This window comes from Pedobacter terrestris (genome assembly GCF_052343045.1).
Lineage (GTDB): Bacteria > Bacteroidota > Bacteroidia > Sphingobacteriales > Sphingobacteriaceae > Pedobacter.
In genome coordinates, this window is record NZ_CP180264.1 from 3411583 (window position 1) to 3428904 (window position 17322).

The following is a 17322-nucleotide window of genomic DNA, read 5'->3' on the forward strand; positions in this document are numbered from 1 at the left end:
GAATTAGAAGCAAAAAACAAATCTACGCAGTAAAAAACCTCGACTAAACACTCATTTGCAACACCTTAACAAAACCGTTTAAAACTAGGACAAAGTCGATAGTTTTATTTTGAGTTTTTCAAGCTGTTCTAAACCTTCAGCCATTTCTTCCTTGGTACACGAAATAAAGTTTTTAAATAGTTTTTGATAGTAACCAATACCATCCGCTAGCTTTTGCTGAAAACTGCCCAAACGGTTTTTTTTCTGATCAACTACATTTTTCAATTCTTCTGCCAGGTAATTGATGTATAAATCCAATTCTTTTAAAAACATATGCGGCCTGATGCTTTCTGCCAAAATGTTCACCTTGCCATAAATGTGGTCAACCATTTCATGAAGCGAATAAACCCGATTGAAGTACGCCAGGTTTGGTCCCGGACATATCGCAACAGCTGTATTTTCGCGAGGTTTGGTTAGTTCATACTTCAGGTAAGTTGAAGCACAAAGACCTTCGCATAAGCACACTTTTTCTGTAACAAAGTGGATTTCTTTTTTAAGCTCGCTTTTTCCTAAGTCCGCTGCCTGAAGTTGATTGATTTTTAAATGCTGATATTCTCTTGATGCCGTGCAGATTGGTTCTGAGGTAAATTCTGTGTTGTTGCACAGAAATTTTTTCTTGCAGGGACTTCCCGGTCGGCCCTGAGCAATACGTTCCAGCCGTTGCTGTTCTATTGAACTGCCTTTAAAATTATTAAAACGAATGCCCAATGGCGATGAGTTGCTTAGATAAAAATCACTTTCATTTGCTTTAGAAAGCGTTTCTAAGGTCTCGGGATCTACATTTGTTGCTTCCGGAACCAATAAAAACGGACTGCCCCAGCCTGTTGCATCCAAACCATAATGTTGCATTAAAAATTCATGCTCTTTGGCTGTTCCAATGCCGCCCTGAACGGTTAAACGTTGCGGCGGAGAAAGATGTATGCAAATACCTTTTTGGTGCAGTGCAGATGCGTACATTTCAAAAAGTTCTGTGCGCATGGCTGTCCGTTTTTGTTTAAATTCTTCCAGAATGGGGCCAAGTAGGTAACCTTCAGTTGCAAAAGCATGGCCTCCGCAATTCAAACCAGATTCAATCCGAAATTCCGAAACCCACAATCCCTTTTTCGCCAGAAATTTGGCTTGAATTAACGCTGAGCGAAAATCACTTACTTTTAGAATGATTTTTTTTACAAACTGGCCCATTTCTGAAGGCAAAAAATCTTTGAAATTCTCCAGATAGCTGTACAATTTCGGATTCATACCGGCAGAAAGTATAACTGAAGATTGTAAACGGCTTTGCGCAAAACCTCTTAAAGCGGAAAGCGCATCTGTATGATCATCGCCTAAATACACGCCGTTTGCGTAATTCATCTTGTCTACTTTTGCCATAATATTCACATCTATAGTACCTTTAAACATCATTTTGCGTAAGAATTGTTGTGCCACAGTTTTGGATTCTCCTTTCGGATACAACTTCATCAGTTCATAATCTTGTTTTAAAGCTGCAGCATCTGGTAGCATTTCGAAATACCGATCAATCTCACCGCCTACTCCAAATTCTTGCGTACAAAGCAAATTAAACTGTTCATTCACCAATTCATTCAACAAATTCAGGTACGCTGTAATTCTTTTGGCACGGTAGTCTTGATCTGTTTTTTGTATCGGAATGAATGCTTTTCCGTTTTCTGCAGAGTGAAATTCGCGCATACGTTCTGTCAGTTCATCGTCCACAATAGAAACAACAGAACTAATTCCGTAGCGGGCAATTTTTAATGGCGTATCTATCGAATAACCTAAACCTAGAACAGGGATGTGAAAAGTATGCTGCATGATGATTTGATTTTCATACAAAACTAACTACAGCGAATCTGCGCAAGCGGAATGCCGCGCACAGAATTAGGTGATGATGATCATGTTTTTGGTAAACGCCTAAATAAATCCGCTATTCCTCGACGTAAATCCACGATATATCGGCAAATGAAATTGACTCCAAAATAATTAAACAATTCGTTAACAATAAGTTAAACATAGGCTTGTATTTTGTAAGTACTGGAATAAATCAGAATTTAAGCAACAAGTTTTCTTACTTGCAAAAAAACTGATATACATCAATTATAAAATTAAAATCCATAAAATTTACCACTATGAGTACCATTAAAGTTAAAGACGGAACAGAGATTTATTACAAAGACTGGGGAACCGGACAACCAATTGTTTTTCACCATGGCTGGCCTTTATCCGGCGACGATTGGGATTCTATTATGATGTTTTTCCTTAAAGAAGGATACCGCGTAATTGCACATGATCGCCGCGGCCACGGACGGTCTGGGCAGGCCAATGACGGCCACAACATCGATACCTATGCAGCAGATGTTGCTGAACTTACGCAAGCACTTGATCTGAAAGATGCCATTCACATTGGCCATTCTACTGGTGGAGGCGAGGCGATTCGTTATGTAGCGCAACACGGTCAAGGCCGAGTTGCAAAAGCGGTATTGATTAGCGCAGTTACGCCAATGATGATTCAAAATGAACATAACCCTGATGGCGTTCCACTTTCAGTTTTTGATGAAATCCGCCAGGGAACAGGATTTGATCGTTCAAACTATTTCTGGGATTTCCCAACCGCTTTTTACGGATACAACCGCGAAGGTGCTAAAGTATCTGAAGCCGTAAAACACAATTGGTGGAGACAAGGTATGATGGGTTCGGTAAAAGCACATTACGAAGGAATTAAGGCTTTTTCTGAAACTGATTTAACCGAAGATCTAAAAAATGCAAATGTTCCGGTTTTGGTTATGCATGGCGAAGACGACCAGATTGTTCCTTATCACCAAGCACCAAAAGCCGCTGCTTTGTTGAAAAATGGCAAACTAATTTCTTATCCAGGTTTCCCTCATGGAATGCCGGTTACAGAATATGAAACCATTGCAAAAGATATCCTGGCTTTTATAAAAGGATAAACTGCAACAAAGAAAGTTGGCCAATTTTGGCCAACTTTCTTTGTTTAATTGCTAAGCTGGCATTTATGACTTCTATTGCTCGTTTCCCCATAGAACTAAGGTTTAGAATCAATTATTTAAGTTGCATGCTAAGTTTTGCCATTTAAATGCAATACATTAAAAACTGGTTTTGACATAGTTTCGTGTATCCATTTTATTGTAAATGGGCTAAAATCGTTTTCAAAAATGCTCACATAAGATTGTTCCCGATCAAGTTAACGACCCCCGTTAATTTCTGACGCGAGTTTTGCAATGTCTCCGGTCATTTTTGTAGGCGAGTGGCAATCGCAGTTGCTCAAACCAATTATGTAAATATCTTTCTCCGGAAGATAAATACCCATCGTTTTAAATCCAAAAATACTGCCGCCATGCTCTCGGCTTTCTTCGCCATTAAGCATTCTAATGTGCCATCCATAACCATAATGAATAGATTCTCCGTTGTTTAAAGTATAAGGTTTGAACGCTTTTGTCGTTTCGACGGGGTTGAGCAATAGATTCTTATTAAGTGCGTTCTGCCATTTCAGCATATCGCCGGCAGTAGACATTAAAGAACCTGAAGAAAATGGAACACTGAAACTAATTTGAGTTTTGTTTACATACCCGCTTTCTTTTTGCTGATAGCCGTATGCACGCTGCTTAATAATTTTACGATCGCTCGCATATCCGGATTGGCTCATCCCTACCTTTTTAAAAATGTGATTAACGATGAAATCTTCATAACGTTCTTTAGAAACCGACTCAATGATATATCCCAAAAGCACATATCCTGAATTGTTGTAGTCAAATTTTTCTCCGGGAAGAAAATCAACGGGCTCATTTTTAAAAAAATCTACCATTTCTTTTGGTGTCATTTCTTTTTGGGCGATGCTTTGCAAAGCCTTCATTTTTGTAAAATCCTTGATTCCGGAAGTATGCGTAAGTAAGTGATGGATAGTTATATAATCTCCTCCGGGATAGTCCGTTACATATTTAGATACCGGATCGTTTACCTGCATTTTACCTTCTTGTTCCAACATCAAAATTGCAACAGCGGTAAACTGTTTAGTCATTGATCCGAGTTGGAATACATTTGCGGGCGTTAAATCTACATTCAACTCTAAATTTGCTTTGCCAACAGCCTTTTGATAGATCACCTTATCGCCTTTTGCAACCATGAATACACCGCCAGGGCCGTTCAGATCTTTAAACTCAGCCGCGATAATACTGTCTACGCGATTCTCAAAAGTTTGCGCAAAAACAGTCTGATTAATAGAAATCACAAAAAAAGCAAAAAGGGTAAAAAAGCGAAATGATAACTGCATGTATTTGTTTTTTAGAGATGAACAATTCCAATAATTCGAAGGTTAGAAACAAAGTAAATAAAGTTGTTACAAACACAACTGTTTTAACGATTTTAGACCAATTAAGCGATTCAAAGATCCAGATTGGTTTGTCAAGCAAACATTACAACCATCAAAATCGCGCTGGACAACGAATAACATCTGCTATTTTATCGGTTCAGAGAGCCTCAGACTGATTTTGTCAGTAAATTGTCTTATTTAAAACGAATATAAACTATTTAACATTCCAAGCGCGAGATGAATTGTATGTTTGCAGTTTAAAATCATTCCAAATAACATGCTTAAAAATTACAAGAATTACCTTCTATTGCTTCTCGCAACATTATTCAGTTTCGCCACTTTGGCGCAAAAGAATACGGGAAATATCAGTGGCACAGTGCAGACCTCGGATGGGATTTCTGCCGAAGCCGTTGAAGTATCAATCAAAGGTGTAGCCAATACTACTGCCGATAAAGACGGAAATTATAATTTAAAAAACATTCCTTCCGGAACGTATACCATTACAGCAAGATTAGTGGGTTTAATTCCGAGTTCAGCTCAGGTAACTGTTGTTGCCGGTCAAACTGCAATCATCAATCTTTCTTTGCAAGCTACCAATCAGCAGTTGAAAGAAGTGGTAATCAGCACCGGAAAACGCAACAAATATGCTTCAAAAGAAAGTAATTTTGTTTCTAAAATGCCTTTGCAGAACCTCGAAAATCCGCAGGTTTACGCTGTAATTGGTAAAGAATTATTGGCTGATCAATTGGTAACCAATTTTGACGATGCACTTAAAAATGCACCAGGAATTGATAAACTGTGGTCGTCTACCGGCAGAAGCGGTGATGGAGCAGGTTATTTCTCTTTAAGAGGATTTGCCGTTCAGCCAACTTTAGTGAATGGTTTACCTGGTTTAACAAACGGTAGTTTAGACGTGTCTAACGTTGAGCGTATTGAAGTACTTAAAGGCCCTTCAGGAACACTTTTTGGCAGCAGTTTAATCTCCTATGGCGGTTTAATTAATACCGTAACCAAACAACCTTTTAACAGTACTTCTGTAGATGTAAATTACACAGCTGGAAGCTATGGTTTAAACCGGATTACTGCCGATGTAAATACACCGCTTGATGCAGAACATAAAGTTCTGTTCAGAATGAATGCCGCGTATCATGACGAAAGCAGCTTTCAGGATGCAGGTTTCAAAAAAACCAGGTTCTTCGCACCATCGTTATCTTATCAGGTAAATGATCGTCTATCGTTTTTATTCAACGCGCAGTTTTTGGTATCTGAAGGCACTAATCCAACTATGTTGTTTTTCAACAGAAGTGCTCCGCTCGGCTCTACAACTTTAGAAGCTTTAGGTTATGACAATCGTAAATCTTACACCAGTAACGATTTAACAATGAATAATCCTGTAACCACTATACAGGCACAAATGAATTACCAGATTTCTGATCAATGGCGTTCACAAACGGTTGTATCTCGCGGAACGGCAAAATCTAAAGGTTATTACAGTTACCTTTTTGAAGGCATCAGTACAACAACACGCAGAGGAAATGGAATTTTTGGCCGTTACATTACCGATCAGAATTCTACAACAGAAACCTCAGACATTCAACAAAATTTCATCGGCGATTTTAAAATCGGCAATATGAGAAACCGCATTGTTGCAGGTTTAGATTATTATAACCTCACTTCCATCAACAACAGTTCAAATTATGCGGGTTTTGGTTCGGTAAATTTATTGGTAGATGCATCTGAAAACCTGACTAAGCAAGCAGCAGATGCGGCAATTGCTACAGCGGGTTACGGTGGCAGTACGAGAAGTACACAAGAGACCTATAGTGCTTATGTTTCTGATGTTTTCAACATTACGCCAGCTCTTTCTGCAATGGCCAGTTTACGTGTAGATCGTTTTCAAAACGGTGGTTTCAGTACTAATGCAGATGATAAATACGGACAAACCGCCTTTTCTCCAAAATTCGGATTGGTTTATCAGGTATTGAAAGATAAATTATCCGTTTTCGGTAACTATATGAATGGTTTTACGAACGTTGCTCCAGTAAACCAGGAAGTAAATGGGGCAAATGTTGTCACAACTTTTGATCCTGAACATGCAAACCAAATGGAAGCGGGTATTAAAACAGACCTTTTTGAAGGCCGTTTATCGGGTTCATTAAGTTATTACGACATTAAAGTATCTAATATTGTATTGAGTACAGGTTTAAATCAATATTCGCAAGGTGGAGATCAATACAGCAAAGGTTTCGAGGCTCAGATTACCGCAAACCCAATTGACGGTTTAAACATCATTGCAGGTTACTCGAAAAACAAAAGTAAACTAACCAATGCAACTGCAAATACTGAAGGCAGAAGACCAGTGGGTGCAGGTCCGGAAGATTTGGTTAACCTTTGGTTAAGCTACAAAATTTCTTCTGGTGCAGCTAAAGGTTTAGGCTTTGGTTTCGGTGGAAATTATGCTGGTAAAAACAGCATTGTAAACGATGCAACTGTTGGTGTATTCACTTTACCCGCGTATACCATTTTAAATGCTTCTGCATCATACTCGTCCGGAAAATATACTTTCGGCTTAAAACTGAATAACCTGACAGACAAAGAATATTATAAAGGCTGGACAACGCTAGAGCCAATGGCACCACGAACTTTTGCGGGAAGTATTGGTTATCATTTCTAAGCGAAATAAAGCTTAACAAAAAAAAGCTACATGCATTTAGAATTTGCATGTAGCTTTTTTGCATTAAGCACTTAACAGAATATCAATCTGTACGATATGAATCTCATAAATTGTTGTTATTGAGCAATGGTTTCGGGTAAATAACTTCTCCAAAGCAAATAACCTAAACGGCCACAGGTTTCGGCCACAAAATATTCTACATCTGCCGGAACATCATTTACGATGCGATAGCGGATTTTATATTTCGGATTGTAGCTGATGTATACTACAAGATCATCATCGCCCTGCGCATCTTCACTTAGGAGTGCGAAATGGCTGTTTTGTAAATCTCGTGCTGCGCGCTGTAACCGATCATTCATTACCCTGGCCAGCGATTGTTGTGGCTTAAATTCTGTCTCTAAAATTGCCAGTACTGTTACCGTCATCCGGCAAATCTAACATTGAAAACCACATGTTCAAAAGAGATAAACATAAGTAATTGTAAATGAGAAATATTTTTTTTCACAAAGAATAATTATGTGGATAAAAATGTTGAAAACAGCATTTCTGAACCCATTTTCCTAAAATAGCCTCAGTAATTACATACGCGTATGATTATTCGCAAAGCGATGATTACTTTTGCCAACGCATAGCGATTTTACATCAAAAGATGGAGAACAATTTTTTAAACATTAACCAGATTGAAGAGGTATCATCCTTCACAGATTTGGTAGAAACCAAATTTAGCGGAGCGATGAATGCGGTTTTCTGGAGAAGAAATCTGATGGGCGATTTCGCTGAAATTGTTTCAAAGCTTCAACTCATAGAAAACCTGACGGAAATTTCAATGGAAGATCTGTTTGCACTAAAATTATCTGAAAAAGGAAATTTAGCGAGAGAAACCATCTCAAGTGATTTCCGGTTATTGGCAGACTTTGGAGCATCGCCAACACTTAATTTAATTCAAAGCTACGCACGCGATGAGGAATTTGATTTTATTTCAACTGATGTTTACTCTTTTCATGTAGATCGCTCTCCTATCGGCAGCGATACTTTTTTATGTACATATTACGGTGCTGCAAGCGAAATTATCCCGAATCATCAGGCTGAGCAAAAAATTTTGATTCCAGAAATCCGCCAGAAACTTAAAGAATTGCATAATGGCCCTGATGCTGAATTTGAATCCTTTTTACAGGAGTATTTTTTTGATTTACACTATCAGGCAAAACCAGGCGCTCAGCCAATAAATCTCGGCCTGGGCAATTTGTGGCGACTGGCTGTAGATCATCCTGAGCAACTAGTGTTACCTTGCGTACATCGCGCGCCTGTAGAAAATAATGGCGAACTTAGGTTAATGATAATTTGTTAAGTTAAAACTCATTGATCACTTACTCGTATTACCAACAGAATTATTCTGAGGTTTATTAACGAAAAATTAAGACATCAAATCCATCTCCACCTTTTCTACACTTGGGTATTTGCTGAGGTGTTTGACGATCGCTTTCAAAACTTCGGGGCTTGCTGCATCGAGGTAGATTTTAATTAAACCTTCTTCTGTTAAAGAGATTTTCCAGTTGTGCACTGCCTGTAGTATTTTGCCTTTTTTGATTCCTCTTGCTAGCGCATCGGCGTTTTCATTAAAAACCACGATAACCTCATCCAGCGTACGTCTAATTTCTTCTACGCCTGTTTGCTCCTTTAACCGCACAAAAACATCCATGCTGTAAGCATAATCTCTTATCTCTAACTCAAAAGGAAGATTTTTTAACTTAAAAGGTGGCTTTTTGTTGCCATAAAGCGACAGGTCTTCGTAGTATTTTTCTGGCGTAACATCTTCCAGCCAACAGTCCAAATCCTCTTCATCAAAACCTTCATCACAAATCCTGACGATATCGCCACTCTTGGACTTCCAACAGAATTTAAAGTCATGTCCTATCGTGCTTGCTATGCCAAAACTCAAGTTCAGACAGGATATTTCCCCTTCTTCATATAGGTCAGGGGTATTCGCCCTTGGAGATCGCCGGGCTACCGCAAATTGTGGGGACGGAGACAAACCCGTTGCCTGTTTCACTAATGCAACTATTTTACGGTCCATAAAATCATAAAAATGACACTAAATGGTATCAAGACCTTTTCATCGTAAAACCTTTTTATCCCTGGATCTTTTGAAAAAAAATGTAATGCCATAAATTATAATTGAATCGATTTGTATTAAAAACTAAGTCATCAAATCCATCTCTACCTTTTCTACACTTGGGTATTTGCTGAGGTGTTTAACGATCGCTTTCAAAACCTCGGGGCTTGCCGCATCGAGGTAGATTTTAATTAAACCTTCTTCTGTTAAAGAGATTTTCCAGTTGTGCACTGCCTGTAGTATTTTGCCTTTTTTGATCCCTCTTGCTAGTGCATCGGCGTTTTCATTAAACACCACAATAGCTTCATCCAGCGTACGGCTTATTTCTTCTACGTCTGTTTGCTCTTTTAACCGCACAAAAACATCCATGCTGTAGGCATAATCTCGAATGTCTAACTCAAAAGGAAGATTTTTTAATTTAAAAGGTGGCTTTTTGTTGCCATAAAGTGACAGGTCTTCGTAGTATTTTTCTGGTGTAACATCTTCCAGCCAACAGTCCAAATCGTCTTCATCAAAACCTTCATCACTAATCCTGACGATATTGCCATTCTTGGACTTCCAGCAAAACTTAAAATCATGTTTTACTGAATTTGCAACACCGAAACTTAAATTTAGACAGGATATTTCGCCTTGTTCATATAGATCAGGGGTATCTGCCCATGGAGATCGCCGGGCTACCGCAAATTGTGGAGAAGGAGACAAACCGGTCGCCTGTTTCACTAATGCAACTATTTTACGGTCCATAAAATCATAAAAATGATCGCTAAATGGTACCGATGCAGTGGTATCATAATTTTGTTTTATCCCTAGATCTTTTGAAAAAAAATGTGATGCCATAAATTTAATTTGAAATAATTTACATTAATGCGGCTACTCTAAAAATGCGATAAGCCAGGATAAAAGTGGGTATATCGTCTACGACCCCCACACCAGCAGTCAGAAAATCTTCTACTATAGTCCCAACTACTAGCGTTACCGCAGCACCAATTGCGGCTGCTCTAACATAACCCGCCACATCTGGATTATCGCGCATAAACTCTGATATAATTCGGTCATAATTGTATGCGAAATTAAAATTCTGAAAAGACTTCAGTCTTTCTATAAGTGACTTAAATTTTTCTGCGACACTTTGTGGCGTAGGTTGGAGAGCCGGAATTTGTTGTATGGGTATACGATTATATCCTATTAAAGCCGGTTCGATTAATAATGCTTGTAAGTTTTGTGTAGCGGAATAAGGCAGTATAACCGGCGCAAAATTGGTTCCCTTAACCCAACTGCTAATGCCACCACCCAAACTACCTCTACAGTGTTGGTTGGCTTTCTCCACATAATTATTTACCTCAGTACGTCCTGCAGTCAAATTAGCTTCAGTTACTTCGGATTTTATCTCAAAAATTTCACCGGTAAAGGTGTTAGCAAGATCTGCCCGGCCTGGGTTAGCTGGGTTATTGCTGCTGGTTTCGGGTATCCAATACTCACGCTGCGCGGTTACATTTAAAGAGAGGTAGTACAATTGTGTTAACCAATGTTCGCGGTTGCCATTAAAAAAGAGATTGCCAGCCAAATTTGGCGCACCATTGCACAGGTAAGATAAGGAAAGATTTGCTTGTTGATCTTCGTAGTTGATCTGGTTTATTATTGCCTGATCCTCAAGTGTGAGTTGATAGTTGGTGAAATACATATTCGTTAAGCTGCCCTCAAATGGGTCACCATCCGCGAGAATTCCAGCCAGATCAGATGGCATATTTTGATTGAGACAGCCATAGTAACGATTTAAGCTATTAATGGTGGTGGTCACAGCATCTCCACAGTTCATTGTTGTATATGGGTCAAGAGTGCTGCCAGGCGTCCACTCTTCATTGTATTTTAATCCCATCACAGTTTCGAAAAAAACACCTAACAAATCCTGAATACAATCGTCAGTTGGCAAACTGGCTATTTTTTCATGGTATAAACTCAATGCTGTATTAAAACCACCTGCCTTAAAACTCGCCATTAAATCTGTATATAATTTATCGTATTGTTGATCAAACCAATCGGTCAATTCCAATGGAATACAATTCGGGTCATCGTAAAATGCAGTATATGGGTCTTCAGAATTAATTAGCATCTGCATTTTACTTTTGAGCAGGCTATTAAGATTTTTAGTATCGGTTCCAGCTACATATACGATGCCCTTACCCACATTCTGAGTTTCTAACGTTTTATATTGCAAAAATAATGCATCCAGGGTTTTCTGATGTTTTAAACCCTCATTAATTTCCGTGTAATGTCTGAGATAAAGACTGTCCAAATATTGGTCAATTCCCTCATCACTCTTCCCGGTTGCCATCTGTATCTTCTTTCGGTAATAGGCTTTAGCCACATTAATTGGTTTTAGCATCGCAGCCCAGTTTTTCAAAATTTCAGCATCCGTACTCTGATCTGAATTATTTTTCGCTATCCGGATGGTATAAGGTAACCACCGTCCGCTATTAGCCTGAGCCCAGTAATTAGCGCGGAGGCCTTAAAATGCGAGCTTTTCATTCGTTTTTTAATTTAGACGTTAACATTTAGTTTGACGGAAAACCCCTGTTGATTCAAATTATGATATCAACCGCAGCTTCCTTTAAGGTTGTTTTCGGACCTATATGTTTTAGTATAGTGTCAGAAATACGATCAGCCCCTACGTCGATTTGATTTTTTTTAAAAAATGTATTTTTCTAAATCGCGTATCTAAAAAAGAAAAAGTGAATTTGCTGAGTCTAAAATTTTAATATAAGGTTTTAAGATAGTCAACGATTCGAACAAGTTTCAAATTGTAAAAGTTCTGTATATTTGGTTGGCAACATTTAGCTGACTTGGCTAGATTAAAAGATTAACCCGTATGGAATTTAGCCCGAATAATCATGCTGTGAAATTGTGTTTACAAGGTATGGCCATGGAAGACATTGCTGCAAATGACGCAGCCGTTAAGTTATTTTTTCAAGCGTGGAACATAGCAAACAATGATTTTGAGAAATTTATTGCAGCACACTATATCGCACGTCAACAAAAAAATACTTTTGATAAACTAAAATGGCTTGAAACAGATTTACAGCTTGCATTAAAAGTAAACAATGATGCCGTTAAGGCGGCCTTCCCCTTATTGTATTCAAATATTGCCGCATGTTATGAAGAACTGGGCGATCAGGATAATGCTAACAAAAATCGGGAACTGGCAAAACAATCCGAGGGTGCACCATCAGACAAAGGGCCTTTTTATCATGGAACCAAAGCCAATTTGCAGGTTAATGATTTACTCGTTGCAGGTGGAAACTCTAATTTTAAAACAGACCTAATCATGAACCACATTTATTTTACGGCCTTGATTAATGGTGCAGGTCTTGCTGCAGCTCTTTCGAAAGGAGATGAACCCGAACGTGTGTATCTGGTTGAGCCAACAGGAAATTTTGAAGATGATCCTAACGTAACGAATAAGAAATTCCCTGGTAATCCCACCCGTTCATACCGTAGTGAGATGCCGCTTAAAGTTGTTGGTGAAATAAAGGGTTGGGCAAAAATATCGGCTGATGATCGCAAAAAATGGCAGGAAAAGCTGGCCAATAATAAGGGAGAAATCATCAATTAGAAATACTTATTATAACCACCAAAGAAAAACTTCTTTAAACAAAAAATTCTCCGGTGTATATTGAAGCATTTTTCTGTAAGCTCACTCATATGGTATTTGAATCTTTTAAATTAACCAGCTTCAGATAAAAATTATTTTGGTTAATTCAACATATAACGTGCGATCGTCCAAAAACCATTTCATTTTCATCAAGAAAAATTCTTTGTTTAGCTCTTCGGTTTTTTTGTCCGTTTGCATGTATACCTGCGTTCCGGTTGATTAACACGAACAAATGATCAGGTCGTCATTCATCGATACGATTTCTTCAATCTTGAAACTTAAACGGAATTGAATTCTGCTCTGCTTCCAAAGTACCAAATGCCTTCACAAAAGCTGCTTCTGTTGTGCTAAATCTGAAACAATCTGGAGCTCGCTCTTCTGCCGGATATAGATAGAAACAAAAAAAGCCAATCTTTCGATTGGCTTTTTTATGTGATCCCGCTGGGATTCGAACCCAGGACCACTACATTAAAAGTGTAATGCTCTACCAGCTGAGCTACGGAATCATTCCTTTTGTTTAAGGAAGTGCAAAGGTATAAAATTATTTAATTGTTCAAAAGATATTTTAAATTAAAAATTAAAAGCGCTGGTTTACAGCTAAATATTTTTCTTAAGCGGAACATCAAACCATCTTCTGCTGGTAATGGATGAGTTGTCTTAAACATTGATTAGTTTTATTTCACTTCAAAAATGTATTCTCCTGCAGAAACTGCAGATTTTGCAGAGGTCAATTTGCCGCCCAAATACACCTTCTGACCTACCTTGACCGGAAGTTCTACACTGGCCGATGAATTTGCAGGCACCTTTACGGTGTACACAACGCCTTTACCTTTTCTCTTCCATGATGATCGGATTAGACCAAATGGCCCTTTATGACTGGCGGTAAAATAATTTAGTCCTTCTACAAAATGTGGCTGCAAGATGATGTGTTTAAATCCAGGATTTTGCTCATCTATTTTAATTCCACCAACCCCTTTAAAAAACCAGCCACCAATTTCACCAAACATCATATGGTTATCAGAAATGTCCCTTTTAGCTTCCATATCCCAGTTTTCATGCAAGGTGGTCGCACCGTTTGCAATCCACCAACCCCAACCCGGATAAGTATCCTGTGCCGCAAGCTTATAGGCCGTTTCAGATTGACCGTTATCACTTAATGCATTTAAAACGGCTTTTGCGCCCAAAACACCAACATCTATATGCATTCCATCTGCGGCAACACGTTTAGCCAGATTTTCGGCTACTTTAAGCCGATATTCTTCAGGAACAATTTTCCAATGTAAGGCCATGCTCAATTCCGTCTGTACGCCATCGCCATAAATTGCAGTTACCGAATTAAAAAATTTGGCATTTATCGCGTTTTTAATTTTATCAGCTAAGGCGGTATAAATTAGGTAATCATTTTGTCGATCGAATAATTTGGCTGCTTTGGCTAAAATTGTAGCATCTACATAGAAATAAACAGATGAAGTATATTCCAGGTTGGATGAAGATTTTACCGGCACCCAGTCTCCCCTACCAAATGTGGTTAATCCATCTTTACTTATGCTGTTCACATAATTTACATATTGTTTTATATTGTTGTAATTGTCTGAAAGCGCCTTTGAATCGCCATAGAACAGATATAGATTCCAGGGAATGATCGCAATTGTGCTGGTCCAGTCTGTTCCATTTGCAGTACCATATCCCCAACCGCCTGTTGGAATAATATCGGGCAAAACACCGTTTGGTTGTTGCTCATCGCGGTGATCGCCCATCCATTTTTCATAAACCGTTAAAGCATCAAAATTGTAAAGGCCCGTTTCAACAGCAAAATGACCATCGCCGGTCCAGCCGTTTTTCTCCCGTTGCGGGCAATCTGTAGGGAAACCGAACAAATTAGAAAGGTAAGAATTGTTTGTAGCCCACCAGATTTTGTTGATTAAAGGGTTTGAGGACGATAGTTCGCCGGTTGCGGGCACATCGCTATGCATAAAATAAGCTGTCAAACTACTCTTTTCAAAAGTTAATGGTTTTGATGTGGTCACTTCAACGTATCTAAAACCTTTATAATTAAATAACGGCATAAATTCTTCTTCACCCATTCCATTTAAGATAAAAATATCTGTCTGAAAAGGATCAGAATCATCTTTTGGGCGATAGTATACATCGATATTGGATAAGTCTGCGCGGCCGTTTACATATAGGCGTTCGGTATGTTTTAGTTTGATGACTGTGCCCTTCTCTCCGGATATTCTGATTTTGCTAACTCCGGCAATATTTCGCCCAAAGTCAAACAAATACGTCGTATCGTTAAATTTCCGGAGGTTTTGCGCTTTTAGTTCTTCAACATTACGGATTGGATACATGGTTTGCGAAACAATATTTTTTGATGGCGCTGCGCGTAGCGATACATCTTTCCACTTGCTATCGTCAAATCCGGCGGTATTCCAACCTTTCTGCTCCAAACGCGCATCGTAATGTTCTGCCGTATAAATATTATTAGAGATGATTGGCCCGGAACTGGTTTTCCATCCGTCGCCGGTTTTGATAATCTCTGTGGTACCGTCTGTATAGATGATGCGTAAATCCATGCAAAAAGCCGGTCTTGCACGCCATGGCGCGCGATCGAAATTCCAAACCGCCAACGCCTGATGATTGTACCAACCATTTCCTAAAACAACACCAACTGCATTTTTTCCTTGCTGAACTTGGGCAGTTACATCGTAGGTTACATATAAATTACGGCGATCAAAACGGGTATACATTGGATCGAGGCGATGGTCTCCAACCTTTTTTCCATTCAAATAAAGTTCATACAAACCTGCGGCAACAACATATGCTCGCGCAGATTTAACTGATTTTGCCGGCGAAAAAACTTTTCTAAAATATGGAGCAGGTCTTTTGTTGATATCGTTTCCATCACTAATCCAGGTTCCACTCCAATTGGAAACATCCATCATTCCGGTTTCAAAACTCGATATTTTTGCGGGTAAAGGTTTCCCATCCCGATCCCAAACCTCAATCTGCCAGAAATATTTGGTAAATGGCAGTAAAGCTTTTCCGTTAAAAACAACTAAAGATTCTGCACCAACTTTTTTCCCTGAATCAAAATGGATCATCATTTCGTTTGCAAGCTGCAGAGAGTCTGTGCCAATGCGCAGTCTGTATGCACTTTGTGCTGCTCCGCGGCGAGAATCTTCCATCATCCAGGAAAAACGTGGATTTGGATTATCGATACCCAAAGGACGCACCAGATGTTCGCATTGCATTTCTGTAATTCCGGCAGCGTAAACGAAGTTTATTGCAACTACAAAAAGTAAAGTCAAAAATGGAATTTTAAATGGTTTAGTAGAGATGTTGTTCATATTTTTAGTGGAGATAACGTTTTCGGCTTTCCTTGAAAATGGCAAGTAAACTTTCTGCGTTTACAATATTATAAAACGTTTTATTAAGTTATTACTAAAATTCATTTTGCGATATTTTTTATCGCTTACTCAAAATAAACAATTGCAAAGGGCTGATCTGTCCTGTACTGTCTGTTCGGTTAGGAAATTTAACACGCGCACAAAAAATCAGTGGCTAATATCTGCATCTCTGTACGCAATTAACTTCATGTAGCAGAATTGTTTCCTTAAACTTTATACCGCATTTACAGTTAATCAATTATAGATTTTAGTTCGTTTCGGTATTCAGACGCACTTTTCCCGGTAAATTCTTTAAAGAGTTTATTAAAGTGACTAAAATTGTTAAAACCACTTTCAAAAGCGATATTGGCGATACTGGTTTTCTTTTCTGCCAGCAATTTTGAGGCGTGTACCACGCGATACTCATTCACAAAACCGGTGAAAGTTTTTTTGGTAATTTTTTTAAAATAACGGCAAAAAGACGGAACGGTCATGCTAGACATCTGCGCAATGGTGGGCAAATCTATATGATCCTGAAAATGATCTTTCACATAATTAAACACCAAATTAATGCGATCATTGTCTTGCACCTGCATTTCCATTGCAAAACCGGCCGCATTTAAAATGCGGAAATCTTCAGATTTTTCTAAAGTTTTTAATACAGCAAGTAGTGAGAGCAAGCGTTCAAAAGGTTCCTGATCATCCATCTGTTCTATTTTATTGCCCACTAAAGCTTTACTTTCAGCGCCAAAGGCGATACCTCCTTTTGCTTTTTCAAACAATTCTAATATGCCTTTTGTCTCCTGAAGGTTAAGAAAATCATCGCCCAGAAAACCAGGTTTCATCTGGATGACGGTTTCATTTTTGTTTCCAGTTTTGGTATCTGTAAATCCGCAATGCGGCAAATTGCTGCCAATGAGAATGAGATCGCCATCTGTATAATAAGAAAGATGGCTACCGATTTGTCTCTTACCTGCTCCGCCATTTACAAATACCATTTCAATTTCGGGATGATAGTGCCAAAGGTGCGCCATATCATTTGCATTTTCCACGTACTTGGAGTAGCGGAATGAACTACCGAAAGAAGGTTCAATCAATTCAAAACCAGGCTTCATACTATTCAAAATTATTGCACAGCAA

General features: G+C 38.7%; 12 protein-coding genes and 1 tRNA gene. 4 read left to right on the forward strand and 9 right to left on the reverse strand.

Translation table 11 applies throughout. The annotated features are described in order from the left end of the window. Positions 1-84: 84 nt before the first annotated feature. Positions 85-1848 (reverse strand): hypothetical protein, encoded by a 1764-nt coding sequence (locus ACJVDH_RS14425; protein WP_443944104.1) that lies wholly within the window; start codon positions 1846-1848, stop codon positions 85-87. Positions 1849-2162: 314 nt separating this feature from the next. Between ACJVDH_RS14425 and ACJVDH_RS14430 the strand changes: the two genes are divergently transcribed. Beyond that, the gene (locus tag ACJVDH_RS14430) at positions 2163-2981 is read left to right on the forward strand and encodes an alpha/beta fold hydrolase (RefSeq protein WP_443944105.1); all 819 of its coding nucleotides are present in this window, start codon (positions 2163-2165) and stop codon (positions 2979-2981) included. Positions 2982-3235: 254 nt separating this feature from the next. Here the strand turns inward: ACJVDH_RS14430 and ACJVDH_RS14435 are convergent, their stop codons facing one another. After that, positions 3236-4321, reverse strand: coding sequence for a serine hydrolase domain-containing protein (locus ACJVDH_RS14435; protein ID WP_443944106.1), 1086 nt, complete (start codon positions 4319-4321; stop codon positions 3236-3238). Between the two features lie 316 nt (positions 4322-4637). Here ACJVDH_RS14435 and ACJVDH_RS14440 point away from each other — a divergent pair, with 316 nt between their 5' ends. Then, positions 4638-7034, forward strand: coding sequence for a TonB-dependent siderophore receptor (locus ACJVDH_RS14440; protein WP_443944107.1), 2397 nt, complete (start codon positions 4638-4640; stop codon positions 7032-7034). Between the two features lie 116 nt (positions 7035-7150). Here the strand turns inward: ACJVDH_RS14440 and ACJVDH_RS14445 are convergent, their stop codons facing one another. Further along, complete coding sequence (locus ACJVDH_RS14445) at positions 7151-7459, reverse strand: hypothetical protein (RefSeq protein ID WP_443944108.1); 309 nt, start codon at positions 7457-7459, stop codon at positions 7151-7153. Positions 7460-7683: 224 nt separating this feature from the next. Between ACJVDH_RS14445 and ACJVDH_RS14450 the strand changes: the two genes are divergently transcribed. Further along, positions 7684-8382, forward strand: a complete 699-nt coding sequence (locus tag ACJVDH_RS14450) for a DUF1826 domain-containing protein (protein ID WP_443944109.1) — start codon at positions 7684-7686, stop codon at positions 8380-8382. Positions 8383-8448: 66 nt separating this feature from the next. Here the strand turns inward: ACJVDH_RS14450 and ACJVDH_RS14455 are convergent, their stop codons facing one another. The 3 genes from ACJVDH_RS14455 to ACJVDH_RS14465 all read right to left on the reverse strand — a co-directional run bounded on the left by ACJVDH_RS14455 (position 8449) and on the right by ACJVDH_RS14465 (position 11530). Continuing rightward, the gene (locus tag ACJVDH_RS14455) at positions 8449-9108 is read right to left on the reverse strand and encodes a hypothetical protein (protein ID WP_443944110.1); all 660 of its coding nucleotides are present in this window, start codon (positions 9106-9108) and stop codon (positions 8449-8451) included. Between the two features lie 123 nt (positions 9109-9231). Beyond that, positions 9232-9984 (reverse strand): hypothetical protein, encoded by a 753-nt coding sequence (locus tag ACJVDH_RS14460; protein ID WP_443944111.1) that lies wholly within the window; start codon positions 9982-9984, stop codon positions 9232-9234. Between the two features lie 19 nt (positions 9985-10003). After that, entirely contained in the window at positions 10004-11530 is a 1527-nt protein-coding gene (locus ACJVDH_RS14465) for a hypothetical protein (protein ID WP_443944112.1), read from the reverse strand. Positions 11531-12343: 813 nt separating this feature from the next. Here ACJVDH_RS14465 and arr point away from each other — a divergent pair. After that, positions 12344-12757 carry an NAD(+)--rifampin ADP-ribosyltransferase gene (gene arr, locus ACJVDH_RS14470; RefSeq protein WP_443947628.1) on the forward strand — a complete coding sequence of 138 codons (414 nt, stop codon included), beginning with the start codon at positions 12344-12346 and terminating at the stop codon, positions 12755-12757. 472 nt (positions 12758-13229) lie between these two features. Here the strand turns inward: arr and ACJVDH_RS14475 are convergent. From ACJVDH_RS14475 to ACJVDH_RS14485, 3 genes are all read right to left on the reverse strand, one after another. Further along, a tRNA-Lys gene (locus ACJVDH_RS14475) sits at positions 13230-13302 on the reverse strand. A gap of 168 nt (positions 13303-13470) precedes the next feature. After that, entirely contained in the window at positions 13471-16143 is a 2673-nt protein-coding gene (locus ACJVDH_RS14480; protein WP_443944113.1) for a family 78 glycoside hydrolase catalytic domain, read from the reverse strand. A 290-nt stretch (positions 16144-16433) separates the two neighbouring features. Then, the gene (locus ACJVDH_RS14485) at positions 16434-17297 is read right to left on the reverse strand and encodes an AraC family transcriptional regulator (protein ID WP_443944114.1); all 864 of its coding nucleotides are present in this window, start codon (positions 17295-17297) and stop codon (positions 16434-16436) included. Positions 17298-17322 lie beyond the last annotated feature (25 nt).

What these genes read in the sequence shown, in the direction of transcription:
- ACJVDH_RS14425 (WP_443944104.1), bottom strand. Translation starts at nt 1,848, where the DNA reads ATGCAGCATACTTTTCACATCCCTGTTCTAGGTTTAGGTTATTCGATA.
- ACJVDH_RS14430 (WP_443944105.1), top strand. Translation starts at nt 2,163, where the DNA reads ATGAGTACCATTAAAGTTAAAGACGGAACAGAGATTTATTACAAAGAC.
- ACJVDH_RS14435 (WP_443944106.1), bottom strand. Translation starts at nt 4,321, where the DNA reads ATGCAGTTATCATTTCGCTTTTTTACCCTTTTTGCTTTTTTTGTGATT.
- ACJVDH_RS14440 (WP_443944107.1), top strand. Translation starts at nt 4,638, where the DNA reads ATGCTTAAAAATTACAAGAATTACCTTCTATTGCTTCTCGCAACATTA.
- ACJVDH_RS14445 (WP_443944108.1), bottom strand. Translation starts at nt 7,459, where the DNA reads ATGACGGTAACAGTACTGGCAATTTTAGAGACAGAATTTAAGCCACAA.
- ACJVDH_RS14450 (WP_443944109.1), top strand. Translation starts at nt 7,684, where the DNA reads ATGGAGAACAATTTTTTAAACATTAACCAGATTGAAGAGGTATCATCC.
- ACJVDH_RS14455 (WP_443944110.1), bottom strand. Translation starts at nt 9,108, where the DNA reads ATGGACCGTAAAATAGTTGCATTAGTGAAACAGGCAACGGGTTTGTCT.
- ACJVDH_RS14460 (WP_443944111.1), bottom strand. Translation starts at nt 9,984, where the DNA reads ATGGCATCACATTTTTTTTCAAAAGATCTAGGGATAAAACAAAATTAT.
- ACJVDH_RS14465 (WP_443944112.1), bottom strand. Translation starts at nt 11,530, where the DNA reads ATGCTAAAACCAATTAATGTGGCTAAAGCCTATTACCGAAAGAAGATA.
- ACJVDH_RS14480 (WP_443944113.1), bottom strand. Translation starts at nt 16,143, where the DNA reads ATGAACAACATCTCTACTAAACCATTTAAAATTCCATTTTTGACTTTA.
- ACJVDH_RS14485 (WP_443944114.1), bottom strand. Translation starts at nt 17,297, where the DNA reads ATGAAGCCTGGTTTTGAATTGATTGAACCTTCTTTCGGTAGTTCATTC.